General features: G+C 41.1%; 18 protein-coding genes. 14 read left to right on the top strand and 4 right to left on the bottom strand.

Annotated elements, in window-relative coordinates; translation table 11 throughout:
- Positions 1-304 precede the first annotated feature (304 nt).
- The 6 genes from E2R53_RS17990 to map all read left to right on the top strand — a co-directional run bounded on the left by E2R53_RS17990 (position 305) and on the right by map (position 6,763).
- Positions 305-1,837: a fumarate hydratase gene (locus E2R53_RS17990; RefSeq protein WP_133313161.1), complete on the top strand. Its 1,533-nt coding sequence runs from the start codon at positions 305-307 to the stop codon at positions 1,835-1,837.
- A gap of 123 nt (positions 1,838-1,960) precedes the next feature.
- Positions 1,961-2,764 carry a delta-lactam-biosynthetic de-N-acetylase gene (pdaA, locus tag E2R53_RS17985; RefSeq protein WP_435796801.1) on the top strand — a complete coding sequence of 268 codons (804 nt, stop codon included), beginning with the start codon at positions 1,961-1,963 and terminating at the stop codon, positions 2,762-2,764.
- Positions 2,765-2,847: 83 nt separating this feature from the next.
- A complete protein-coding gene (locus tag E2R53_RS17980) occupies positions 2,848-3,711 on the top strand; it encodes a DNA-3-methyladenine glycosylase family protein (RefSeq protein WP_133313159.1) in 864 nt (287 codons plus the stop codon).
- Positions 3,712-3,727: 16 nt separating this feature from the next.
- Positions 3,728-5,125 carry a 23S rRNA (uracil(1939)-C(5))-methyltransferase RlmD gene (gene rlmD, locus E2R53_RS17975; RefSeq protein WP_133313158.1) on the top strand — a complete coding sequence of 466 codons (1,398 nt, stop codon included), beginning with the start codon at positions 3,728-3,730 and terminating at the stop codon, positions 5,123-5,125.
- A gap of 269 nt (positions 5,126-5,394) precedes the next feature.
- Positions 5,395-5,895 carry an AAA family ATPase gene (locus tag E2R53_RS17970; RefSeq protein ID WP_133313157.1) on the top strand — a complete coding sequence of 167 codons (501 nt, stop codon included), beginning with the start codon at positions 5,395-5,397 and terminating at the stop codon, positions 5,893-5,895.
- 127 nt (positions 5,896-6,022) lie between these two features.
- Entirely contained in the window at positions 6,023-6,763 is a 741-nt protein-coding gene (map, locus tag E2R53_RS17965) for a type I methionyl aminopeptidase (RefSeq protein WP_133313156.1), read from the top strand.
- A gap of 160 nt (positions 6,764-6,923) precedes the next feature.
- On the opposite strand, the gene E2R53_RS17960 is transcribed toward map, so the two are convergent.
- Positions 6,924-7,421 (bottom strand): DinB family protein, encoded by a 498-nt coding sequence (locus tag E2R53_RS17960; RefSeq protein ID WP_133313155.1) that lies wholly within the window; start codon positions 7,419-7,421, stop codon positions 6,924-6,926.
- A 900-nt stretch (positions 7,422-8,321) separates the two neighbouring features.
- Between E2R53_RS17960 and E2R53_RS17955 the strand changes: the two genes are divergently transcribed.
- The 4 genes from E2R53_RS17955 to nasC all read left to right on the top strand — a co-directional run bounded on the left by E2R53_RS17955 (position 8,322) and on the right by nasC (position 14,998).
- Positions 8,322-8,978: a Type 1 glutamine amidotransferase-like domain-containing protein gene (locus E2R53_RS17955; protein ID WP_133313154.1), complete on the top strand. Its 657-nt coding sequence runs from the start codon at positions 8,322-8,324 to the stop codon at positions 8,976-8,978.
- A gap of 178 nt (positions 8,979-9,156) precedes the next feature.
- Complete coding sequence (locus tag E2R53_RS17950; protein WP_133313153.1) at positions 9,157-10,293, top strand: DEAD/DEAH box helicase; 1,137 nt, start codon at positions 9,157-9,159, stop codon at positions 10,291-10,293.
- A gap of 163 nt (positions 10,294-10,456) precedes the next feature.
- Entirely contained in the window at positions 10,457-12,832 is a 2,376-nt protein-coding gene (gene nirB, locus E2R53_RS17945; protein WP_133313152.1) for a nitrite reductase large subunit NirB, read from the top strand.
- Between the two features lie 30 nt (positions 12,833-12,862).
- A complete protein-coding gene (gene nasC, locus E2R53_RS17940; RefSeq protein WP_133313151.1) occupies positions 12,863-14,998 on the top strand; it encodes an assimilatory nitrate reductase catalytic subunit NasC in 2,136 nt (711 codons plus the stop codon).
- 264 nt (positions 14,999-15,262) lie between these two features.
- Here the strand turns inward: nasC and E2R53_RS17935 are convergent, their stop codons facing one another.
- Together E2R53_RS17935 and E2R53_RS17930 are read right to left on the bottom strand one after the other, a co-directional pair.
- Positions 15,263-15,811, bottom strand: a complete 549-nt coding sequence (locus E2R53_RS17935) for a hypothetical protein (RefSeq protein WP_133313150.1) — start codon at positions 15,809-15,811, stop codon at positions 15,263-15,265.
- Positions 15,812-15,854: 43 nt separating this feature from the next.
- Entirely contained in the window at positions 15,855-16,139 is a 285-nt protein-coding gene (locus E2R53_RS17930; RefSeq protein WP_133313149.1) for an autorepressor SdpR family transcription factor, read from the bottom strand.
- 321 nt (positions 16,140-16,460) lie between these two features.
- Between E2R53_RS17930 and nirB (E2R53_RS17925) the strand changes: the two genes are divergently transcribed.
- The 4 genes from nirB (E2R53_RS17925) to E2R53_RS17910 all read left to right on the top strand — a co-directional run bounded on the left by nirB (E2R53_RS17925) (position 16,461) and on the right by E2R53_RS17910 (position 23,538).
- On the top strand, positions 16,461-18,872 hold the full coding sequence (nirB, locus tag E2R53_RS17925; protein ID WP_133313148.1) for a nitrite reductase large subunit NirB: 2,412 nt from the start codon (positions 16,461-16,463) through the stop codon (positions 18,870-18,872).
- A gap of 35 nt (positions 18,873-18,907) precedes the next feature.
- Positions 18,908-19,228, top strand: a complete 321-nt coding sequence (gene nirD, locus E2R53_RS17920) for a nitrite reductase small subunit NirD (protein ID WP_133313147.1) — start codon at positions 18,908-18,910, stop codon at positions 19,226-19,228.
- Between the two features lie 69 nt (positions 19,229-19,297).
- A complete protein-coding gene (gene cobA, locus E2R53_RS17915) occupies positions 19,298-20,068 on the top strand; it encodes a uroporphyrinogen-III C-methyltransferase (RefSeq protein ID WP_133313146.1) in 771 nt (256 codons plus the stop codon).
- 302 nt (positions 20,069-20,370) lie between these two features.
- Entirely contained in the window at positions 20,371-23,538 is a 3,168-nt protein-coding gene (locus E2R53_RS17910) for an ATP-binding cassette domain-containing protein (RefSeq protein ID WP_133313145.1), read from the top strand.
- A 200-nt stretch (positions 23,539-23,738) separates the two neighbouring features.
- Here E2R53_RS17910 and E2R53_RS17905 read toward each other — a convergent pair whose 3' ends face one another.
- Positions 23,739-24,944, bottom strand: coding sequence for an MFS transporter (locus E2R53_RS17905; RefSeq protein WP_133313144.1), 1,206 nt, complete (start codon positions 24,942-24,944; stop codon positions 23,739-23,741).
- Positions 24,945-25,325: the final 381 nt, after the last annotated feature.

Genomic DNA, 25,325 nt, shown 5'->3' with positions numbered 1-25,325 from the left:
AGTTGCTAATAATCAAGATCATACTCCAGTGGATTGCAGTGTAAGGAACTTAACTCCTGTGGGATGAAGAGGGAATGGGAGATCCCGCAGGCTGGCCGGGGAAGCTCCCAGACCTCACAGCGGAAAGCAAGTTCCTGAAGCGCAAAGGAACGGGTAACAATCTAAGGCAATTCGTGCAGAAACAGTCTTTTTAAAGAATGAAAAGGTATTCAAACTGTAAGCCTTTCCAACCAAATCACAAAGGAGTATAATAAAAATTGAATGAAATTGACCGAATTCTATAGACAATAAGGGGAGAAACAGGATGGAGAAATTTTATCAAAGCATGTACGAATTAATCGTTGAAACGTCAACAAAACTTCCTAAAGATGTCCGCCGAGCAATATTAAAAGCTAAATTGAAAGAGAATGCAGGAACCCGTGCTGCCATGTCTCTCGCTACTATATCTGAAAATATCAAAATGGCTGATGAGAACGTATCGCCGATTTGCCAGGATACAGGACTGCCGACTTTTAAACTGAAGGTTCCCGTTGGAGCCAACCAGCTGAATATGAAGGAAGACATCTACCGTGCGATTGCACAGGCAACAAAGGACGGAAAGCTGCGCCCGAATTCCGTTGATTCGCTGACTGGCGAGAACAGCGGAGATAATCTAGGGTACGGCACCCCTGTCATTAAATTTGAGCAATGGGAAAAAGATTACATTGATGCCCGCTTAATTTTAAAAGGCGGCGGCTGTGAAAATAAAAACATTCAATACAGTCTTCCATGCGAGCTTGATGGACTTGGAAAAGCAGGCCGTGATTTAGATGGCATCCGCAAATGCGTTCTTCATTCTGTTTACCAGGCACAAGGACAAGGCTGCAGCGCAGGTTTCATCGGGGTAGGTATTGGAGGAGACCGCACTTCAGGCTATGAGCTTGCAAAAGACCAGCTTTTCAGAAGTTCAGAAGACGTCAATCCAAACCCGGATCTTCAAAAACTGGAAGAATACATTGTGGAAAAAGCCAATCAGCTTGGCATCGGCACAATGGGCTTTGGAGGAGAAGCTACTCTTTTAGGATGCAAGGTTGGCGTGATGAACCGGATTCCTGCAAGCTTCTTTGTATCTGTAGCATATAATTGCTGGGCATACCGCCGTTTAGGGGTAAACATTGATGCTGCAAGCGGTGAAATTCAAAACTGGCTGTACCAAGAAGGTGAGATGCCGGACTTAAATGATGCAGATCAAGCGGAGGAAGTTCCTAATGCTTCTCGTGAAGTTGTGCTCGAAGCACCAATCACTGAAGAGAAGATTCGTGATTTAAAAGTTGGGGATGTCGTTCATATCAATGGAATGATGTACACAGGCCGCGACGCGATTCACAAATACTTATCTGACCATGATGCTCCAGTTGATCTTGATGGTCAAATTATCTACCATTGCGGTCCGGTTATGATGAAAGATGAGGACGGGAATTGGCACGTCAAAGCGGCTGGTCCGACAACAAGTATTCGCGAAGAGCCGTATCAAGGCGATATTATGAAGAAATTCGGCATCCGCGCAGTCATCGGAAAAGGCGGCATGGGGCCAAAAACACTGAAAGCCCTAAGTGAACATGGCGGAGTTTATCTGAATGCAATTGGCGGAGCTGCACAGTATTATGCAGATTGCATAAAATCCGTTGAAGGCGTTGATCTTATGCAATTTGGTATTCCAGAAGCGATGTGGCACCTGAAGGTTGAAGGATTTACAGCGGTAGTTACAATGGATTCGCACGGCAACAGCCTTCATGCAGATGTTGATCAATCGTCTCTTGAAAAGCTTTCACAATTTAAAGAGCCTGTTTTCAGTTAAGGAGAAGCCGGATTAATTCCGGCTTTTTTCAGTTGGTTCCATATGTTACCTGATAAAAAACAGTATGTAATCTCCGCTCTTTCCGACACTATAAATAGAAACTATGTCAGGGGAGCGATTTCTTTGAAATACTTTTGCGCAATACTAGGCTTTCTGGTGTTTTTATCATTCGGAATACATGCAGCTGAGGCGTCCGTCTCCAATCAGCCAATTAACTGGGGCTTTGAAAAAAGCAGGAACCACAAATCAGCGAACCCCGGTGAACCGCTTATTAAGCTGCTGAGTAAGTATGATGCTTTTTTTATGGGAGATCCCAGTCAAAAATACATTTATCTCACCTTCGACAACGGCTATGAGAACGGGTATACAGAAGGGGTTTTGGATGTTCTGAAAAAACAGAAGGTGCCGGCAGCCTTTTTTGTAACCGGACACTACCTTCTTGACCAGCCGGACCTTGTAAAGCGGATGGCAGATGAAGGACATATTGTCGGAAACCACTCATGGCATCATCCGGATCTGACAAAAGTCAGTGATGAAAGGCTGAAAAAAGAACTGGATTCCGTAAAAGAAAAGACTGAAAAGCTGACAGGCTATCAGGGAATTCAGTATCTCCGCCCGCCGAGGGGCGTTTTCAGCGAGCGGGTGCTGGCTAAATCAAAAGAGCTCGGGTACCAGCCGGTTTTCTGGTCGCTTGCTTTTGTGGACTGGCATACAAATGCTCAAAAGGGCTGGAGATATTCCTATGATCAGATGATGAGCCAGATTCATCCCGGATGCATTCTTCTGCTGCACACCGTTTCAAAAGACAATGCAGAGGCGCTTGATAGAGCAATCATAGATTTGAGGAAACAGGGCTATATCTTTAAAAGTCTGGACGATCTCATGATAGACAGGACATTCCATCAGCCGCATTTTTTCTCCCTCTGACCAAGGTCACAGGGAGTTTTCCCTTTTCACCGTGCGTTTCATGATATAATATTCAGTATCAAAAATAAGGGGTTTGAGAATGAATGTGGGACGAGCGAGTAAAGATAGATCCTCCATATGATTTTGACCGTGTCCTTGACCGTTTATCCATGGATCCGCTTCATCATGTGACGATGGCTGAACGCGAAGTGTCCATTCCGATGAGAGATCAGGAAAAAAAGCCGTTTGTTGTTAAGGTGAAGGCTCTTGGAACAAAGGATTCACCTGAGTTTTTAGTGAGCGGAAGCATAAACCGGGAGGCTGCGCTGAAAGAGACGATGCGCATTTTTCAGTGGGATACTTCCCTGCTTGACGTTCAGACCCATTTTCGTTCCTCAAACATAGCCGGTATTTTTCAGGAGCATGACGGCACGCCGCTCGTTCTGGAATTTGGCCTGTATGAGTGTCTGATGAAATGTATTATTCACCAGCAGCTGAATCTGAAGTTTGCCCATACGCTGACAGAGCGGTTTGTGCATGCATTTGGCGAGCAGGTGGATGGAGTCTGGTTCTATCCGCTTCCTGAAAAAGTGGCGACACTTGACTACAGTGACCTGCGGGAACTTCAGTTCAGCGGACGCAAATCAGAGTATGTCATTGATACATCAAAGCTGATTGCAGAAGGCAAAATAAACCTTGAAGAATTGAAAGATCAGCCGGATGAAGCAATCCTGAAAGAACTCGTGAAAATCCGCGGAGTAGGGCCGTGGACGGTTCAGAACCTGCTTCTGTTCGGTCTCGGGCGGCCAAATCTGTTTCCGATTGCAGATATCGGCATTCAAAATGCGATGAAAAAGCACTTTGGCCTCGACCGCAAGCCTACTCTGGAAGAGATGCAGGAGCTGAGCAGGGAGTGGTCACCTTATTTAAGCTATGCGTCTCTTTATTTGTGGAGAAGCATTGAATAGAAATGGAGCGGCAAACATGAAAACCAATGAAAAAAACAAAGGCATTACTCTGGAAAAGGGACAAACCTTTCCATTAACGATAAAAAGACTCGGAATCAACGGAGAAGGAGTCGGCTATTTCAAAAAGCAAGTCGTATTCGTGCCGGGTGCCCTGCCAAATGAAGAAGTTGTTGTGGAAGCAACGAACATCAGCGCGAAATTTGCCGAGGGAAAAGTGAAAAAAATCAGGAAGGCCTCCCCCCACAGAGTGGACCCGCCATGCCCAATTTATCACGAATGCGGCGGCTGCCAGCTCCAGCATCTCTCCTACGAAAAACAGCTGCATGAAAAAAGAGACATTGTCGTTCAGGCGATGGAGCGCTTTTCCGGACTTGATCTCGGCAAAACCGACATCAGACAGACGATCGGCATGGAGGACCCGTGGAATTACCGCAACAAAAGCCAGTTCCAGACAGGGCTCAGAAACGGGAAAGTCATCGCGGGACTGTACAGCAAAAACTCCCATCACCTTATAAACATTGATCATTGCATCGTACAGCATGAAGCAACCAACAAAACGGTTCAGACAGTCAAACAAATTCTGCAGGACCTGAAGGTATCTATCTATGATGAGCGGAAACGCAAAGGAATCGTCCGGACTATCGTCAGCAGAGTCGGTTTCAAAAGCGGACAAGTTCAAATCGTCCTCATCACCGCACAGGAAAACCTGCCGCGCAAGGACCTGATCGTCAGCGAAATCAAAAAGCGTCTCCCTGAAGTCAAATCCATCATGCAAAACATCAACGGCGAAAAAACATCCCTGATCTTCGGGGAAAAAACCGTCCACTTAGACGGAGAAGAAGTCATCCAGGAACAGCTCGGCGACCTGACCTTTGACCTCTCGGCACGGGCCTTCTTCCAGCTCAACCCCGTCCAGACAGTCAAACTCTACGACGAAGTCAAAAAAGCCGCCCAGCTAACCGGCAAAGAAAAAATCGTCGACGCATACTGTGGCGTAGGCACCATCGGCATGTGGCTCGCAGACGGAGCGAAAGAAATCAGAGGCATGGACACCATCGCCGACTCCGTCGAAGACGCCAAAAAGAACGCCAAAAAACACGGCTTCAAAAACGCCACCTACGTAAAAGGCACCGCCGAACACTGGCTCCCAAAATGGCTCGGAGAAGGCTGGCGTCCAGACGCTGTAGTAGTGGATCCGCCGCGAACAGGCTGCGACCAAAAACTGCTTGGTGCGATATTGAAGGTCAAACCAAAGAAGTTTATTTATGTGTCGTGTAACCCGTCGACATTGGCAAAGGATATAAAGACACTTTCGAAGGCGTATAAGGTTGAATATATTCAGCCTGTGGATATGTTTCCGCATACGGCTCATGTGGAGTGTGTGGTGCAATTTACATTAAAAGGAGGCAACTAACCCTTGAGGAGTTGTATCTTTTTGTTTATTGAAATGTTTTAACAAAGCTATTTCTGAATTGAAAAAAATGTTGCATAGAGATTTACGCAAAAATCAATAACCTCCACTTTTGTAATCAGGCAAACGAAATATTCCTTTAAGATAATGAATTCCTTTTTGTTATAATTATTTATTAATAAAAGTTGCTATTTGATTTTAATGAATAGCACAGCTGCACATTGAAAAATTCAGCACAAGTTCAACAACAATTATCAAGGGCGGGATAGCAATTGAACCAATCAGGAACCCTATACTTCTTCTGCGGGAAAATGGGCGCCGGAAAATCTACTGAGTCAAAACGATTGGCGACAGATAAACGTGCGGTACTGCTTTCAGAGGATGAATGGCTTTCATCTCTTTATCCGAATCAGATTAAATCATTTGAGGATTACAAACGATTTTCCCTTCAGCTAAAGCCACTGGTGAAAAAGCACGTTCAAAACATATTATCTGTTGGTACAGATGTAGTTATGGACTTTCCGGCCAACACTCAAAAGCTGCGGAAATGGTTTTTAGATATGGCTGAAGAGGTTCATGCAGATCATCAGCTGATTTATCTCAACCTGAGTGACGAGCAGTGCTTGCGCCAAATTGCTCAAAGACGTAAGGAACAACCCGAACGAGCGGTTTTTGATACGGAAGCGGTGTTTCATCATGTTACAAGTTTTTTCGAAGAGCCAGATGCATCTGAGGGGTTAGATGTTTTGGAACTTAGTGGAGGAACTAATTAGCCAAACGCCTTTTAATTATAGCCGGCAGACTAACCCTTAAGCATATTCCGGGTATTTTCAATTAGAAAATGGAATAATTACCTCTATAGAAGAAAAAGAAAAAGAAAAAGAAAAAGAGGTAGAAAAAATGATTGCTAAAACAGAAGAAGATTTCAACGGCTTAAAGGAAATCGGCAAAATTATCGCATCCATTCGGGATGAATTGGTTCAAAAAACGGTTCCCGGCATAACAACGAAAGAACTTGATGATTTGGCGGGGGAGCTTTTTGAAAAAGCAGGGGCCGTTTCAGCACCAAAAGGCGAGTATGATTTTCCCGGGTTTACGTGCATCAGTGTGAATGAAGAGGTGGCACACGGGATTCCGGGTGACCGGGTTATTCAGGAGGGGGATCTCGTTAATATCGATGTGTCTGCTTCCAAGAACGGTTATTTCGCTGATACGGGAATTTCATTTGTTGTGGGAAAAGGCGAAGAAGTCTTAACGAGATTATGTGAAGCTGCGAAGAAGGCTTTTGAAGCGGGCCTTGAAAAAGCAAAGCCTGGATCAAAAAAAAGCAGAATCGGAAAAGCGGTTTTCGAAACAGCGAAACAGCATGGATTCACCGTTATCAAAAATCTTACCGGACACGGGATTGGCCGTAAGATCCACGAAGCCCCTGACCATATTTTGAATTATAATGACCCGTGGGATGATGAGATACTAAAGGAAGGAATGGTCATCGCCTTCGAACCGTTTATCTCCACCTCTGAAGAAGAAGTGTTCCAATTGGATGACGGCTGGACCTTTGCTACGGAAAAGAGCTATGTCGCTCAAGTGGAACATACGATCATCCTGACGAAGAACGGGCCGGTTATTTTAACCCTTTAATGCTGGATATATACAAATTTTGAGAAAAGGTAACCAATACTAGATGATGCCCAGCTCCATTTCACCGAAGCGTGGGGCGTGACAATTAATTCTAAAACAAGAAGCAGGAACCCGTTAACAGGTTCCTGCTTCTTTTCAATTACATTCAAACAGGAGCGCTCTAAGACCAATCAACCCCACCCCAAGAAGATTGTAACTTCCGAAGCAAAACAATTTGTCCAATATGATAAGAATCATGCATCATAATACTGCTGATCAAGCGCTCTATGGAGGAGCTGTTCGCTGCATACGGGGCTTTTAGCTTTTCGTCATCTAGTTCCGCGATGACGGTTTTGAATTGATTCATGACTTCATTAAGGCGCTGTAATGTTTGGACCCAGCCATTTTCGTCTTCCGGATCCCCAGGATTTGCAAAGGTTTCTTCATTATTCTTTATTATATGCGGATTTTTTGTGCCCTTGATTCGATGAATGACGTCTTCATTCCAATAAATCAAATGGTTGACAATCTGCCATATCGAATTGCTCTTTCCTGAACTTGTCCATGATGCCTCAGGCGCGGATACTCCATCAAGCGCCTGCTCCAAGGACGCAAACCAGTCATTCTCGTGCCAATGCATGTCGAGCTGATCAGAAAAAATGTTGGTTACAGTTTGCATACATCAAATCTCCTCACTGATTAGGGTAATCTTCCAAAATGAAAACAGTTGAAAATCCTGTAAACATTGATTAAGGGTAAAATTCTTCATCCTTCTATTCGGTTCAACCAGCTCATATTCCTGCATCATGACGACTAAATAACACGATGATTCTGCTGTTTCGATAGCAAGTGAACCCTCTTTGTTGTTAATACAGGTGGCTTCTATGCTTTTATGTCTTTAATGAGGGCTGCCTAAACCGTCCTCATACTTTTTTTTAACCACGAAGCGGTGTGTGACCATCTGGGCGTTGGGAAGCGCCCTGTTCTATTCGTCAATACAGCATACGCTTTGAAATTTCCATCCCTTCGATGGAACATGAGGACAATCAAAACCTTCACCAAATCGAAGAACGAAGCACAGGTATATCCAATAAAATGTTTCAGGCTGGAGATGACTGCTTTTAATAACCGACATTCAGTGCGAAAAGAACGACCGGTTCCTGCAAAAAAGACCATTAAAAGTGTACCCAAAATACATAAATAACAAAGCGCTGATGCAAAAGTTGCAGCATATGGCAGTGCGGACATGCAGTGGCAAGAGTTATTGAATCTGAGTAGTGTGAGATATTGATGCCTGCCCCGCCTTAACCCATATAAGAGGTAATATAAAGGAAAAATAAAAGGTGTTTGTCTAAAAGTACTTTTTATTCATTAACGTGCTGGGGACAGGCACTTTTTTAATACTTGAAAGGATTATATTTTCAGAACATTATAAAAATAATATAATATAAGTTGGTAGTCTAAAAAGTTATTGAACAATTGCACTAGTCATCCTTGATATAGAGTATGAAAATCAGTTGCTGTTTAGAGATATGAAATACTTTGACAGCACACACAATGACAAGGAGCTGATTGAGTTATGAAATTACTTCTCACATCTGCAGGCATCATGAACAAGAGCATACACGAAGCGCTGGTTGACATGCTGGGCAAACCGATTTCAGAGGCGAGCGCCCTCTGCATTACCACTGGGATATACGCCATATCCGGTGGTGCAGGCAAAGCATGGCAGTTCTTCAGTGGACAAGCCACCACACCGATGTGTGAGCTGGGCTGGAAGTCCATGGGGGTGCTGGAGCTCACCGCGCTGCCCAGCATCGATGAAGAGTTTTGGGTCCCTGTGGTCAAGGAGACTGACGTAATACTGGTGAATGGCGGAGACCCTTTGTATCTATGTTACTGGATGCGGCAGTCTGGACTGGCAGACCTATTGCCGTCGCTGCGCGCAGTTTATGTGGGACTGAGCGCCGGGAGCATGGTGATGGCACCTAATATCGGGGAATTCTTTGTTGGATGGACTCCACCAAGCGGCGGTGATAAAACCCTTGGTCTGGTCGATTTCGCAATGTTCCCGCATCTGGAACACGAGATGCTGCCGTATAACACGATGGCTGCTGCAGAGAGATGGGCAGCAGGGATGAAGGGTCCGGCGTATGCAATTGATGACCAAACCGCCATCAAAGTGGTCGATGGAGAGGTCGAAGTTATCTCCGAAGGGCAATGGAAACTGTTGTAATGTCTTTGTTAAGAAGCACGGGAACGGGTTCTGCTGCTTGGAAGCAAGAGAAACGTCCCCGTGCTTTCCCGTGCTAGAAAAAACAGGAGCTGTTTTTCCCTCAGCAGAAATGGTATATAATAAGAAAATGCGTCTTTCGTTATGAAGACGGACTTCAGATATGAAAAGGTGAAAGCAAATGAACAGCACATGGTCACTGCTTGAAGAAGCAAAACCATTTTTACAGGAAGCCTGGAATAAGGCTTCGTATACAACTCCAACCGCTATACAGGAAAAGGCGATTCCTGCCATTCTGGACGGACGTGACGTGATTGCCGAATCACCGACCGGAACAGGCAAAACGCTTGCTTATCTGCTGCCTGTCCTGCAGCGCATTAACCCTGAAAGCAAAAATATCCAAACACTGATTATGGCGTCTTCAAGGGAACTGGTGATGCAGATCCATGAGGAGATTCAAAAATGGTCAGCAGGGAGCGGGATTCTCGGCGCAAGCTTCATCGGCGGAGCAAATGTAAAAAGACAGCAGGAAAAGCTGAAAAAACGTCCGCAGATCATTGTCGGTACACCGGGCCGTGTCTCTGAGCTAATCAAACAAAAGAAAATTAAAATGCATGAAGTGAAAACAATCGTCCTTGATGAAGGCGATCAGCTGCTTCAGCCTGAACATTTGTCAGATATCAAAAACATCATCAAAACAACACTGAAGGACAGACAGCTTTTGCTGTTCTCGGCAACCCTTCCAGAAAAAACAGAGGCAGAAGCGAAAAGCCTGATGCAAAACCCGGAAGTCATTAAAGTAAGCAGAGATGAAAGTATCCAATCACAAGTCGATCACATTTACTTCACTGCAGAAGCGAGAGATAAAATTGATCTTCTTCAAAAGCTTTCAAGATTAGAAGGGGCTAAAGCAATTGCCTTTGTAAAAGATATCGGCAATGCTGCTGTTTTAGCGGAAAAACTGATGTACAAAGGATTACCACTTGGCATTCTTCACGGGGATTCTACAAAGCGCGAGCGCGAAACTGCGATTAAAAGTTTCCGTACAGGTGAGCTTCCGATTCTTCTTGCAACAGATGTAGCTGCAAGGGGACTTGATATTGAAGGTGTAACGCATGTGATCCATTATGACCTTCCGGAAACAGTTGAGCAATATGTTCACCGCTCGGGAAGAACAGGCCGGAATGGAGCAGATGGAACGGTCGTATCGCTAGTAACAGAACGAGAAGAGCGTGAACTGAAGCAAATTTGCAAAGGATTAAAGGTTGAACTTCATAAAAAGCGTTTTTACAAGGGGGAAATTGTAGAATCTAAATAATAAAATCCCGCAGCTATCAAGCTGCGGGATTTTTTATGCTTCACGCCTCTTATACATATCACAAAACATGTAAGGAAATGTAACATACTTACTACTTTTTTAAAGGATATATGAAATAATGAAAATCTCAACTACCACATTTAAGGATGGTGGAGGTTTCAATATGACTAAACAAAAAGTAGTAGTAGTAGGAAACGGAATGGCAGGCGCAAGATTTGTGGAAGAAATGATAAAGAATGACCCTGAAGCGTTTGATATTACCATTTTCGGAAGTGAGCGGCATGTTACCTATAATCGGATTTTATTGTCAATCGTTCTGCAGGGCAGCATGACTTTTGATGATCTTACAATAAATGACCTTAATTGGTATACAAATCACAATATCCAGCTGTTTACAGGTGAAACGGTTGTGAATATCGATACATTGAATCAAATTATACAAACGGATAAAGAGAGGGAGTTATCCTATGACAAGCTGATTCTGGCCACAGGGTCTGTTCCTTTTTTTCTTCCTGTTCCAGGTGCTGATAAAGATGGAGTAATCGCATTCCGCACAATTGATGATTGCCGGAAAATGATTGAAAGTTCGCTGCAATATAAAAAAGCGGTCGTTATTGGAGGAGGGTTATTGGGTTTAGAAGCGGCAAGAGGACTTTTAAATCTGGGGATGGAGGTTAGTGTCGTCCATATTTCAGCATATTTAATGGAGAGGCAGCTTGATCGGACAGCATCCATCCTTCTCCAAAAAGAACTCGAAAGGCAAGGTATGCATTTTCTATTAAATAAGAAGACAGAAGAGATCATCGGAAACGGCCGTGCAAAGGGCGTCCGTTTTCAAGATGGAACAGAAGCAGAGGCAGATTTAGTGATTATGGCAGCGGGAATCAGACCCAATATAAAGCTTGCAAAAGAATGCGGCATTCATACAAATCGGGCTATTACTGTAAACGACTATTTAGAAACAAATGCTGCCAATATTTACGCTGTGGGAGAGTGCGCTGAGCACCAGGGCATCGTTTACGGACTGGTAAAACCTCTTTATGAGCAATGTGCAATAGCAGCTAAACGTATATGCGGGATTAAAACTCAAGGTTATCAGGGATCCGTCCTTTCTACGCAGCTGAAAATTTCAGGTGTGGACGTATTTTCAGCAGGACAGTTCGCTGATCAAGATTCAACAAGATCAATAACAGCATTTGATGAGCTGGATGGGTGTTATAAAAAGGCGGTTTTTCAAGATCGAAAACTCATTGGAGCTGTTCTTTTTGGTGATACAAAAGCCGGTGCAAAATTATTTGATTTGATCTTGAAGCAAAAAGATATTTCCTCAGAGGAAAAAAATGCACTGTTCCAATCCGCAACAAATTCAAGCGGAGGTTTGATTGCTGAAATGGCAATGGGTGATGTGATTTGCAATTGTAACGGAGTAACAAAAGGAAACATAATTGAAGCTGTACAAACGAAAGCATTAACAAGTTTTGAACAAGTGAAAACATGTACAAAGGCATCAAGTTCTTGTGGAGGCTGCAAGCCGGCAGTAACCGAGCTTTTATTTTATATGAATAGTGATGAGTTTGATGAAGTTGAAAAAAAGAGCATGTGTTCATGTACTGATCTAACAGAAGAAGAAGTCGTACATGAAATGCAGCTCCAAAATGTATCATCTAATCAAGAAATCATGAATGCACTTGGATGGAAAAATAGTGAAGGCTGCCTAACCTGTCAGCCTGCTCTAACGTATTATCTGGGAATGATTTACCCAGAGTATGAAAAGAGTCAAAAAATGATTTTTATAAATGAAAAAATGAATGCTGTTCGGCAAAGCGATGGTTTGTACACCGTTATTCCCCAATTGTACGGCGGAATCACGAATCCTGAAGAACTCCGGAAAATTGCGGATGCAGCAGATAAATACAGTTCGCAGGTTGCTGTAACAAGTGAACAGCGAATTCATTTAATGGGAGTTAAAAAAGAGGATCTCAAAGGGATGTGGGCGGATTTAAATATGCCATTATCCTCTAAGGCCGGAAGCTATGTTCAAAATATTAAAACGTGTACCGGAGAGTATATCTGCAGGTGCGATAAACAGCAATCGCTAAAGCTTTCTGTGGCTTTAGAAAAGAAACTGGCACTCATTTCAGCTCCGTATCGTTTAAAAATAGGTGTTTCTGCCTGTATGCATAATGGAGCAGGATCCACAACGAAGGATATAGGCATAATGGGAATTGACAGAGGCTGGGAAATGTATGTCGGGGGGAGCAGCGGACGCAATGTGCGGGCGGGGGAACTATTATGCGTCGCCAGTACAGATCAAGAAGCAATAAATATGACTTGCGGCCTTATTCAATATTACCGTGAAACAGCCAATTATTCAGAAAGGACTTGGCAATGGATTGAGCGCATTGGTTTGCTTCATATCAGGGAAGTGCTTTTTAATCAAGAACTTATCCTGCAGCTTCTTCATTATTTTGAAAGGGATGCCTCCCAGCGAAAAAATGCAAGGGAGAACCAGCAGCTTATTAGCATTTTTGATAAATGATCAAGTGAATTTTCAGGAGGATGTGAGAGCTTGACAGAGTTATTATTGAAATATTTCCGCGAGAAACAGCGGGAAGTCCAATCGGAAAAATCATATGATACACAATGTCCATTTTGCAGTATGCAGTGTAAGATGCAATTGCTTGAACAATCGATTGTCACAAGAAAAAAGTATATGACACTTGGCAAAGACAATCCGGTTTCAGAGGGCCGTTTATGCATAAAAGGCATGAATGCACACCAGCACGCTTTGCATAATGACCGTCTTAAATATCCGTTATTAAAAGTAAATGGTGAATTTATTCAAGTTTCCTGGGAAGAAGCATTGGACCACATTAAAGAAAATGTTGCTGAAATTCAAGAAAAAGATGGGCTAAATGCTTTGTCTGTATATGGAAGTGCTTCGATTACAAATGAAGAAGCGTATTTACTTGGCAAATTTGCAAGAGTGGCTCTGAAAACGAAATACATCGATTATAATGGCCGTTTGTGTATGTCTGCAGCAGCATCAGCTGCAAGTCAAACATTCGGGATGGATAGGGGTCTGACAAACAGCTTAACCGAAATACCATTCGCCAAATGTATTATTTTGGCCGGGACGAATATTGCGGAATGCCAGCCCACCATTATTCCTTATTTTGAGAAGGCTAAGGAAAATGGCGCATTTATCATCGCAATAGATCCAAGGGAAACAGCTACAACGGAACTCGCAGACTTACATATGAAAGTTAAACCAGGGAAGGACGCAGCATTGGCTAATGGATTACTGAACGTGCTGATTGAGGAGGACCTTATTGACCATGCGTTTATCAGGAATCGCGTGAATAGCTTTGAGGAAGTAAAAGAGCATGTTTCTTCTCTGGATTTGGAGGAAATTGCTCAAATGACAGGTGTTTCTGCAGATCAAATCCGTCTTGCAGCCAAAACGTTCGGGCAGGCAGAATCAGGAATGATTTTTACAGCTAGAGGTGTTGAACAGCAAACAGACGGATCTGCAGCTGTTCGGAATTTCCTCAATATTCTCCTCGTAACAGGGAAGATTGGAAAGCCTAACTCCGGTTATGGAGCCATTACTGGACAGGGGAATGGTCAGGGGGGAAGGGAGCATGGCCAAAAAGCAGATCAGCTGCCAGGATACCGCTCTATTGAAAACGATGAACACAGATCATATATTGCAAGTGTTTGGGGAATCGATGAAGGAGATTTACCGAGAAAAGGTGTTTCTGCATATGAAATGATAGAGAAAATACATGAGGGTGAAATCACAGGCATGTTTTTAATGTGTTCAAATCCTATCGTCTCTAATCCAAATGCTGATTTTGTCAAGAAAGCATTAAAAAAATTAAAGTATCTTGTAGTTGTGGATCTATTTGTTTCAGAAACTGCAAGATTAGCAGATCTTATTTTACCTGCTTCCTCCTATCTGGAAGATGAAGGAACAATGACAAATTTAGAAGGCCGGGTCACGCTCCGTGAAGCAAGCTTTCCTTCACCCGGTGAAGCGAAACATGATTGGCAAATTATTTGTGATATTGCGCGTGTTCTGGGAAAAGGAAAGTATTTTCCCTTTCGATCTGCTGAAGAGATTTTTAATGAATTAAGAGCGGCAAGCCGCGGGGGAACAGCTGATTATTATGGCATTACATACGATCGTCTAAGAAAAGAAGGCGGAATATTGTGGCCATGTCCAGCTCTTGATCATGAAGGGACAAACAGATTATTTGAACAATCATTTGCGCATGCGGATGGCAAAGCGGCTATGGCTTTAGTTCCAAACAGCCCGAAAGTTCCGAAAGAAGAACCAACTAAAGAGTTTCCATTATATTTAACAACAGGGAGGGTCATGTCACACTACTTGACTGGGGTGCAAACAAGAAAAAGTTCAACACTTGCAGCCAGAAATTTCGAATCATTTATGGAAATTCACCCTAACACGGCCAGGGAGTATCACATCCCAAATCATACTCTAGTGAAAATAGAGTCAATGCGCGGCAGTATTACAGTCAGAAGCAGATGGTCTGAAAAGATTCGTCCGGATACTGTTTTTGTTCCATTTCATTGGGCAGACTCTCAAAATATCAATCTGCTTGTTTCAAAAGATTTAGATCCAGTATGCAAAATGCCTGGATTTAAGGTGAGTGCGGTAAAAATTGCACCTCTTGGCTGAATCAGCTCTATAATTCTCAAAATACTCTAAAACCGGCTGCTTTAACTAACGGGCTCTATCTCTATCACATGCACCGCAAAATGCGGTGTTTTTTGTATGGTAAAAACAGCTCAGTCACAGGAAACTGAGCCAATTTCCTATATTTTTTTAATATCTTGTTAAATTACCACAGGTTAGTTCAATAAGACTTGTAAAATAATATTTTCTGGATTTCTTTCTTTCAGAAACAAAATAAAACCACTAATTCTCTCCTGTGTATATTAATCATTTATATGTTTGTGATTGATATGCTTTGTATGAACGAAGTATGGATACGAGTAGTGTAACCGAAAGAATTAAGAAGAAACCAACAAACATCAGGTTACCTGGAAGAAAAACGCAAAACAGCATGAATGTACCCCCAATAAACAACGGTAAAGAAAATGGGCGTATGACAATGTTCCACATGTGGTTAGTTGATTTATAAAATTGTGAAGGATGTTCATTGTATTCAAGTAGAAATCTCGGAAGTGTGTTAGCAGTAGTAATTAATACGATTACAACAGTTATAGGAATTAATAAGAGTAAGTTAAATTCTGTCCCTGTTGCTGCAAGAAGTATTCCACAATGAATGATAAATAAAGTGATTGAAAGTGATAAAAAAATGCTCTCGATTCCATTTTTAAAACGAGAATAGGAACCTGTCTTTTTAATTAGATTTGGAAGAATGAAGAGGTTACTGTTAACTGCAGCCAGTGTGAAAGGAATAATAAACAAGATTACTTCCCTTGTTCCATATAATGCTTCATCAACGGGTATATTCGCAACAGACAAATAGATACTTACGCCAAACGATAAAATGGTAACAAATATTATGCTAATTACCTTTGACATTAATATTATTTGAATTAAATTGAATAATCCACTTCATAACATCCTGGAACACGGTAGAATTTAAAGAATAATAGACATATTGTCCTTTTTTTATAGCAAAAACTAAATCTGCATTTTTTAACACTGTCAAATGCTGTGATATTCCAGGTTTGCTCATCTCAAAATGTTCAGCAATTTCTCCAGAAGTCAAATCGCCATTTCGTAAAAGGTCTAATATTTTCCTCCTGTTTTCATCAGATAATGCTTTGAATAACTCATTTATGGACAATCAATCCTAACCTCCTTAACTAAATATTTAAGTAGTTACTTAATTACTTAAATTACAATCAACCTGGATAAAACTGTCAATAAAGTGTTGGAAAAATTTACACATTTGATTTGGGGTTTGTTGGTCATTATGTATTACATTTCTGATATTTGTGATAGGAAACTGAACCCGTAACGCTTTAAAGTCTGATGTCGATTGAAACAAAGCTTAAATAGTTTAAATTATCTAAAAAAAACAATGTCAGAAAACCTTACGCAAGAAGTTAAGTATAGTTTTTGCTGTGATATAGTTTAAGAAACTTTCTAAGAGGAGGAACGCCAAGTGAAGAAAAAGCTAATTCTTATCGGTAATGGAATGGCGGGCGTCAGAACCATTGAGGAGGTATTGAACGTATCAGGAGAAGAATTTGAGATTAAAATTTTCGGAAGTGAACCGCATCCGAATTATAATAGGATTTTGCTGTCAAAGGTCTTGCAGGGAGATACAGAAGTAAAGGATATTACATTAAATGACTGGAATTGGTACAAAGAAAATAACATTCAATTACATACAGGCGAAACGGTGACAAAGATTGATGCGGAGATGAAGGCTGTTTTTTCTGATTCAGGAAGAGTAGAGTTTTATGATGAATTGATTTTAGCTACTGGATCCCTTCCTTTTATTCTTCCAATTCCCGGTGCAGATAAAAAAGGTGTTACGACTTTTCGTGATATTAAGGATACAGACGAAATGCTTGAAGCCTCAAAAAAATACAAAAAAGCTGCTGTAATCGGAGGGGGATTGCTGGGGCTTGAGGCGGCAAGGGGGCTTTTAAACTTAGGTATGGATGTCTCTGTGATCCATCTCTCGCCAAATTTGATGGAGCGTCAATTGGATCCTATAGCTGGAAAGCTCTTGCAAAAGGAACTGGAAAATCAGGGGATGAACTTTCTTTTAGAAAAGCAAACAGAAGCAATAATGGGAGATGATCGGGCAAAAGGATTGAAGTTTAAAGACGGTACGGAAATTGAAGCTGACTTAGTCGTTATGGCAGTGGGCATCAGGCCGAATACAGAGCTTGCAAAGGAAAGCGGACTTTCAGTAAATCGCGGAATTGTTGTCAATGATTATCTGCAGACCAATCTTCCTCACATATATGCTGTTGGAGAATGCGCAGAACATGATGGTATTGCATACGGATTAGTTGCACCTCTGTATGAACAAGCAAAAGTACTGGCTAAACAAATTTGCGGGAATAAAACAAATCCTTATAAAGGATCGATTGTATCCACTCAATTGAAAGTTTCAGGTGTAAACGTATTTTCTGCAGGCGATTTTACAGAAGGAGAAGACAAAAAAGCAATCAAGGTTTTTGATGATCAGGATGGAATTTATAAAAAAATCGTATTGCGGGGGAATCAAATCGTCGGCGCAGTTCTATTTGGAGACACAAATGATGGCAGCCGCCTCCTCTCAATGATTCAAAAGCAAGCAGATGTTTCAGAGATATCCAAAGTATCCATACTTCAGCCTGCAGGGGAAATGGCTGGATCAAGCCTTGTAGAAAGCATGAGTGCTGAAGAGATGGTCTGCGGATGTAATGGTGTATCAAAAGGAGCCATTGTTCAGGCTATTCAAAAGCAAGGATGCTCATCAGTTGATGAAATAAAAGCTTGTACCAGCGCTTCCCGTTCTTGCGGAGGCTGCAAGCCGCTTGTTGCAGAGCTGTTGCAATACACGCTTGGAGAAGATTTTGATGCAGGCTCTCAAAAAGAAGCGATCTGCGGCTGTACAGAACTGTCAAGAGATGAAATCGTCGATGAAATTAGAGCCAAAGGATTGTCTCATACAAAAGAAGTCATGAACGTACTTGGCTGGAGTTCTGAGGAAGGCTGTTCAAAATGCCGTCCTGCTCTTAATTATTATTTAGGAATGGTAAAGCCGACAGAATATGAAGATGAGAGAGAATCGCGTTTTGTAAACGAGCGCATGCATGCAAACATTCAGAGAGACGGAACATACTCGGTTGTACCGCGGATGTACGGCGGGGTAACAAATGCCAAAGATTTAAGGCGAATTGCTGATGTAGTGGATAAGTATGAAATTCCGCTAGTGAAGGTAACTGGAGGACAGCGCCTGGACTTGTTTGGAGTGAAAAAAGAAGATTTGCCGGATGTATGGAAAGAACTTGATATGCCTTCCGGCTATGCGTACGGCAAATCCCTTCGTACAGTGAAAACGTGTGTTGGGGAGCAGTTCTGCCGGTTCGGCACACAGGATTCCATGTCACTTGGAATTGCCCTTGAAAAAAAATTCGAAGGATTGCAAACTCCCCATAAAGTCAAAATGGCCGTTTCTGCCTGCCCGAGAAGCTGTGCAGAATCGGGATTCAAAGATATTGGATTTATTGGCATTGAAGGCGGATGGGAACTTTATGTCGGCGGAAATGGCGGTACGCACGTCCGCGGAGGAGACTTGTTGATCAAAGTGAAAACGGATGAAGAAGTGATGGAAATCACAGGGGCTTACTTGCAATATTACCGCGAAACCGCAAATTATTTAGAGCGTACTTCTGCATGGATTGAGCGCGTTGGGTTGACTCAAGTTCAATCTGTATTGGAAGATAAAGAAAAATGCAAACAGCTTAATGACCGAATGAATGAAGCTCTATCTGTCTATAAAGACCCTTGGAAAGAAATTGTAAATAATAATAAAACAAAGAAAGAATTGTTTGAGAATGTCGTCATGTCTTAAAACAGCGGTCTGAAAAGATTAGGGGGAAATCATTCATGGTAAACAACAGTTTAACAAAAGTGCTCGTTTGTGCTACTGATGAACTTCCAGAACGTTTAGGAAAAACGGTTCGTGTTGAGGGTAATGAGATTGCGGTATTCAGATTATCAGACGGAAGAGTCCGTGCAGTCGAAAACCGATGTCCTCATAAAGGAGGAGTGCTTACAGAAGGAATTGTCAGCGGCGAATTTGTTTATTGTCCAATGCATGACTGGAAGATCTGTTTAGATGATGGCAACGTCCAGGAGCCAGATGCAGGCTGTGTTAAAACGTATCAAACGATAATAGATGACAACGATATTTACCTTCTTTTATAAAATGGGATCCGGTTCAAACAGTATGAAGTCCTGAATCAGTAAGGGAATGAGCAGATTGGGAGGAAAAGGATGAAAAAGGGAAAAGTCTATATCGTTGGAGCTGGACCAGGTGACCCGGAATTAATTACTCTCAAAGCTGTGAAATGTCTTGCAGCAGCGGATGTCATTTTATACGACCGATTAGTCAATCCAGCCTTGCTGGAATATGGAAAGGAAGAAGCTGAGTTCATATACTGCGGTAAAACTCCGAGAAATCACTGTGTCTCACAGGAGATTATTCAGAAATTGCTCATTGAAAAATCTCTTCAAGGTAAAACTGTTGTGCGATTAAAAGGCGGGGATCCATTCATCTTCGGGCGGGGCGGAGAAGAGGCAGAAGTTCTTGCCCAACACGGCATTACTTTTGAAATTGTTCCTGGAATAACAGCGGGAATTGCGGCTCCTGCATACGCTGGCATTCCTGTTACCCACAGGGAGTTTGGGGGTTCCATAGCATTTGTCACAGGTCACTGTAAAACAGGTAAACCGGATAACATCCGATGGGATTATTTAGCGAAAGGTGTTGATACTATATCCATTTACATGGGAATAAAAAACCTTCCTTATATATGCAGAAAGCTTCAATCCTGCGGTAAAAATCCTCAAACGCCAATCGCTGTCATTGAACAAGGAACGACAATGAATCAGCGGATTGTAACAGGTACCCTCGAATCAATAGTGGAATCTGTTAGAAGTGAAGAAATCACAAACCCGGCCATGATTATAATAGGAGAAGTTGTTAAATTGTCGGAGCGTTTAGCTTGGTTTTCACAAAGGAAAAGAGAGAAGGTATTTATTTAAGGCTGATCTATATCTATTTATATTATAAATGCTGGTTAACTGCTTTGATTTACAATTGGGCGCTTATCTATAATAAGGTAAGTGTCTTTTTTTAGTGGAATAAAAGATTGAGTTAATTCTGTGATTTTGAAATAATTGGTATTAAGCAAACATGACAGGGTGGTTGAAGAAGTTTATTTTAAAATAACTAAAGAGGTAAGTGAAACCTTTGCTGGATTTGTGCCGATTTAAAAACGACTATATACATTATCATTTATACAAACATGGAAAGACTAAATTTAGAGAATTGAAAGGATATCATAATGAAAATAAATCAATTAATTTCGAACAATATTAACAAATTAGATGCAATACTGCCAGTAGATAAATCGTTGGGAGTTGCTGGTTTATCCGGATCTGGCAAAACCACATTTTGTCAAGCTATTGGCGAAGAATCCAAGAAACGTCTCGTTTCCTTATTGCCAAAGGCTGAATATCAGTATTTATTTTCTAATATAATGGAAACGAATTTCAGTGCCATCAAGATGGAAGAAATACCTTTAGTGCTTTTTCTCGGGAAATCATCGATTTCTTCTAATCCGCGGTCAACGATTGGCACCCATACCGGTGTGTTTAAAGAGATTCGTGTTACGCTTGCGGAAAAATTTAATCTTTCTCCAGAAGTTTTTTCCTTTAATAATGCATTAGGCTGGTGTGTTGAGTGTAAAGGACGCGGTACTACCAAAAATGTCGAATGTAAAAAGTGTGAGGGCAGGCGTTATAATCCGGAAGTTGAGCAATATAAGATAGATTTATGGAATCAGCCGCATAGTATTTCCGATCTCAACAATTTAAGCATTGAATCGATTCATTCTCTTTCAGAGGAATTACATATTAATGAAGCAAAACAGCATATTCTTAAAAATATAATCAATATGAATATTGGTTACTTAACATTAAACAGGATCATGGGTACATTGTCAGGAGGGGAATTAACACGGCTTTACTTGGCAGAATTCATGGCAGTAAGTGAAAATACCGTGATTATTATTGATGAAATCTCTGTGGGCCTTGATCATCAAACCCTATTGAAAATTTTAGAACAGATTAAACAATTAGGCTATAAGAATCAAATTTGGCTTATTGATCATTCTGATACAGTGCTGGATACGGCGGATGAGCAATTGTTCTTTGGACCTGGCAGCGGTAAATATGGCGGAAAAATTGTCGAAGAATCGCCTCGTCCAAAACCTGTTTTTAGGGAACGGAATAAGGAAACGCCAACAGATTACTATCAATTTCATGATCTATACTGCCGTAATATTCAAATGGCTGAAATTCAGATTCCGAAAAATAGACTTGTAACCTTTACTGGTGAGTCGGGATGCGGGAAATCGACCCTTGTAAATGAGTGTATCTCCAAGGATTTTCAGAAACGGTATCCAAAAGATAAACTGGTTATGGTAGGGCAGGATCGAAATCAGTCGATTACCAGCCGGTCAACCGTTGCGACTTTTCTTGATATCAAAAAGAAACTCACCAAATACAGCGATATTGATGACATTTTTCAGCGCTCAATTGAAGATATTATCCAGGACCTTCCAAATGAAGACGTTGCTTATAAACGCTTGAGTTTACTGATCAAACTGGGACTTGGTTATTTGACGCTGGAAAGAAAAACACAAACTTTGTCGACAGGCGAATTTCAATGTGTTCATTTAGTTTCTGAGCTGTTTTCGAACTCAAGAAACCCCCACACGCTGTTTATTTTTGACGAGCCTTCAAAAGGTTTATCACAAAATATTTTAAACCAATTCATTGATAGTGTAAGGGTCATTCTGCAGGATGAATCTGTCTCAATCATGATGATTGAACATAATGCCTATATGTTAGAAAGCTCTGATTTTATCGTTGATTTTGGTAAAAGACAGCTGGCACCTGTTGAACATCTTGATGTTGTCAGTCATGATGATTATTTTCATCAAAAAAAGAGTGCAGATAGAGCTGCCCTATTGCATATTTCTTCATCACTCAAGCAACAAAAGGGTATTCACTACTTAGAAGAAAATCATATTGCCTATTTTAAGAATGCAGAAAACGTCTTTAAGGGCGGCATCTTAAAAAGCTTATCATCAATGGCCCGTCTAATTTATGGTGAATACGAATCTGAAACCATTGCTCCCGTTATTGCCATTGATCTTGAAAGACATTTGTATAGCCAATATAGTTTTCTCTATGAAATTGGCGGACTGATCAACCATATTGTGGCAGCGCATCCGGCCAATAAAGATACTGGAAGCTTCGATTTCTATTTTCACGAAAATCATTGTCCCTGCTGTTCGGGACGGCGCGTGATTGAAAAATTCGATATAGATGTTGTCATTCAGGACAAAACCGTTCCATTTTGGGAAGGCCTATTGCATTCAGACGTGATGGAGGTATTAAAATATTATCAATATCCAAAATTACAATTCCTATTTGATGAGATAAAGATTGAACTTGGTCAAGATATTAGTAAAAGCTATAATGAGATGACAGAAGCAGAAAAGCATACATTTTTATATGGTTATTGGGAAAAGTCATTCTATGATAAAGCAGGCAAGGCACGGAGAACATGGGAAGGCTTTAATATAATCATCGGGCGTTATATGTTTATTTCGAAATCGATCATTAAAGAGCATATGAAAGCATCAAAAGAGATGATTACTTGTCCGATTTGTTATGGCACCGTGTTAAACCATCATAAAAAACTCAAATTTGGCGACACGGATATTCGTGAGATTATTCATCAGCCGCTTGATCAAGTTATGAAAACTGCAGGGAAGTTACCGGAACTGGTAAAAATGAAATCTATTGTTGGCGGCGATGTGGCTTTGACGGAAGATGTCTCTCTATTGCCAAGGGAAACACAAGTAGCGCTGAAAATGCTTGAACTGGAACTAGCAAGCTTTTCTGGTTATGAAATGGTATTACAAAATGTCTTGCCATACTGGAACATAATCAAAGGCAATATCGAATCCATCAGCAAAAATAATCAAGTGACCATCTGTGATTTTCCTGCTATCAATGAAACAAGAGAAACGATCATAGATAAGTATTTCACAAATGGAAAATACAAAAAACTAACATATGTATATGAAGCATTTGGTTACAAAAAATTAGTTACCCAAATAAATAAAATTAAAAAAAGCCATCCATGTCCATTTTGTAAAGGAAAGAAAGTAATAACAGAAGATAATCTGCATGATGGTGTATTTAAATTAACAATTCCATGTGTAAGTTGTTACGAAAGTGGCATCAATGATGAAGGGCGCAAGGAAATCGTAGATGGCACAGACGTGCAAACATGGCTAACTGGCAAAGTAGGTGATGTTGTTGCTGAAAGGGTCCTGCCAGAAGATGTTGCAGATATTCCAATTTTCAATCGAATTCGTGAGTTAAATAAACGAGATATGATGGCGGTTTATCGATGCCTTGAGCAAAGTAAATAATTTGAAAGATTGCTCAATCATATTCATCCAATGCAACTTCGTTGTTTTGGAGTATATTTATCTCAAGAATTTCCTCAAAAAACGCTTAGGAAAATTCCTAAGCGTTTTTTGATTTTCACCAACATATTTGTTAGAGGGATGAAGAATCTGCCTTTTGACATTATCTAAACTCTAATATAGAAGGAAATGCGTAATGATTTCTAAATTTTCACCGACTTCTTACCGATAACCCAAGTCTTTCTCCATGAAAACTGTGCTGATAATAAAATCGTCAGTGCAGCAATTCCTACAACAGAAAAGACTGCAAATCCAGCATCATATGTTCCGGTAATTTGTTTTAAGGTACCCAGGATGTTTGGTACAAAAAATCCTCCTACACCGCCAGCTGCCCCTACAATTCCGGTAATAAAACCAATTTCCTCGGGAAATCGCTGTGGAACTAACTGAAAGACGGCTCCATTCCCCATACCAAGAAACAGCATGCCGAGAAACAGCAGAATCATGACAGCAGTAAAAGATGATAAAACACTGACGCCAAACATGCTGATTGCTACTCCAACAAATAGGAACAATAGAAGTTTAACCCCGCCAATCTTATCTGCAATAAATCCTCCTACTGGACGAAAGAAGCTGCCTGCGATCACACATAATGTAACAAAATCACCTGCTCTAACCCGGGATAAACCGAACTCATCCACAAAATAGATGCTTAAAAAGCTGGTAAAACCTATAAAACCTCCGAAGGTTACACTGTAAAGCAGACAGAAATACCAAGTATCCTTCATTTTAAAGACATTAAAATACTCTTTGACAGGTTTAGCAGCTGGCTGGGAAGGAGCGTCCTTTGCAATTAACACATAAATGACGAAGACAATAGATAATGGGATTAAGGCTAATCCCATTACATTATGCCAGCCAATTGATTCTGCAAGACGCGGTCCAAATAAAGTTGCAAAAAGTGTACCGCTATTGCCGGCTCCTGCTATCCCCATCGCAAGGCCCTGCAGGTGCGGCGGGTACCAGCGGCTGGCCATAGGAAGAGCAGCAGCAAAGCTTGCACCTGCAACTCCAAGCAAGATTCCAATCATATAAAGTTCTGCTAAACTTTCTCCTGATAACCATCCCCATAAAAGGGGAATCATTGTAACGAGCATACCTCCAATTGCTGTTTTCCGAGGGCCAATGCGGTCAGTCAGAATACCTAAAATGAGCCGGAATAATGATCCTCCTAAAATAGGAATGGCAACAATTAATCCTTTTTCAGCTGGTGACAGCCCAAAATCCTTTGTAATATAAACACCTAATGCGCCTAATAAAACCCAAATCATAAAACTGACATCAAAATAAAGAAATGATGCAAACAGAGAAGGGGCATGACCGCTTTTTCTCAAGTTATGTAATTTCAATATCATCTCTCCCGTTTATTTTTTTTAAATATTCACTTATTCTACTATTAATGAATTTAGATTTCTTTATATATGTAAGGAAACATGACATGGTTTTAGTCAGAGGTGCTATAAATAAAATAAGAGCTGCCTGCGGGCAGCTCTTTCATTGATATCGTGATGTCAATCATTGGTGTATATTTAAAATTTGTAAAAAGCAAAGAAAATATGCGCAGTAATCTTTAAATATTTATCCACAATAAAAATCCATAAAACATAAAGGCTCCACAGGTTTATGCACATTATCCACAGTTTAAAGTCAGGTTGTCCACAATTTTATTAAAAAATCTGATAATTTCTTATCTAACTGTATTAATAAGCGTCTTATTAATCTTATCCACA

It is taken from the genome of Peribacillus frigoritolerans (genome assembly GCF_004358755.1).
Classification (GTDB): Bacteria; Bacillota; Bacilli; order Bacillales; family Bacillaceae; genus Bacillus_P.
The sequence above is the reverse complement of the archived record's forward strand: the minus strand, read 5'-3'. Positions and strand labels throughout refer to the sequence as shown.

What these genes read in the sequence shown, in the direction of transcription:
- E2R53_RS17990 (WP_133313161.1), top strand. Translation starts at nt 305, where the DNA reads ATGGAGAAATTTTATCAAAGCATGTACGAATTAATCGTTGAAACGTCA.
- E2R53_RS17980 (WP_133313159.1), top strand. Translation starts at nt 2,848, where the DNA reads ATGTGGGACGAGCGAGTAAAGATAGATCCTCCATATGATTTTGACCGT.
- rlmD (WP_133313158.1), top strand. Translation starts at nt 3,728, where the DNA reads ATGAAAACCAATGAAAAAAACAAAGGCATTACTCTGGAAAAGGGACAA.
- map (WP_133313156.1), top strand. Translation starts at nt 6,023, where the DNA reads ATGATTGCTAAAACAGAAGAAGATTTCAACGGCTTAAAGGAAATCGGC.
- E2R53_RS17960 (WP_133313155.1), bottom strand. Translation starts at nt 7,421, where the DNA reads ATGCAAACTGTAACCAACATTTTTTCTGATCAGCTCGACATGCATTGG.
- E2R53_RS17955 (WP_133313154.1), top strand. Translation starts at nt 8,322, where the DNA reads ATGAAATTACTTCTCACATCTGCAGGCATCATGAACAAGAGCATACAC.
- E2R53_RS17950 (WP_133313153.1), top strand. Translation starts at nt 9,157, where the DNA reads ATGAACAGCACATGGTCACTGCTTGAAGAAGCAAAACCATTTTTACAG.
- nirB (WP_133313152.1), top strand. Translation starts at nt 10,457, where the DNA reads ATGACTAAACAAAAAGTAGTAGTAGTAGGAAACGGAATGGCAGGCGCA.
- nirD (WP_133313147.1), top strand. Translation starts at nt 18,908, where the DNA reads ATGGTAAACAACAGTTTAACAAAAGTGCTCGTTTGTGCTACTGATGAA.
- cobA (WP_133313146.1), top strand. Translation starts at nt 19,298, where the DNA reads ATGAAAAAGGGAAAAGTCTATATCGTTGGAGCTGGACCAGGTGACCCG.
- E2R53_RS17910 (WP_133313145.1), top strand. Translation starts at nt 20,371, where the DNA reads ATGAAAATAAATCAATTAATTTCGAACAATATTAACAAATTAGATGCA.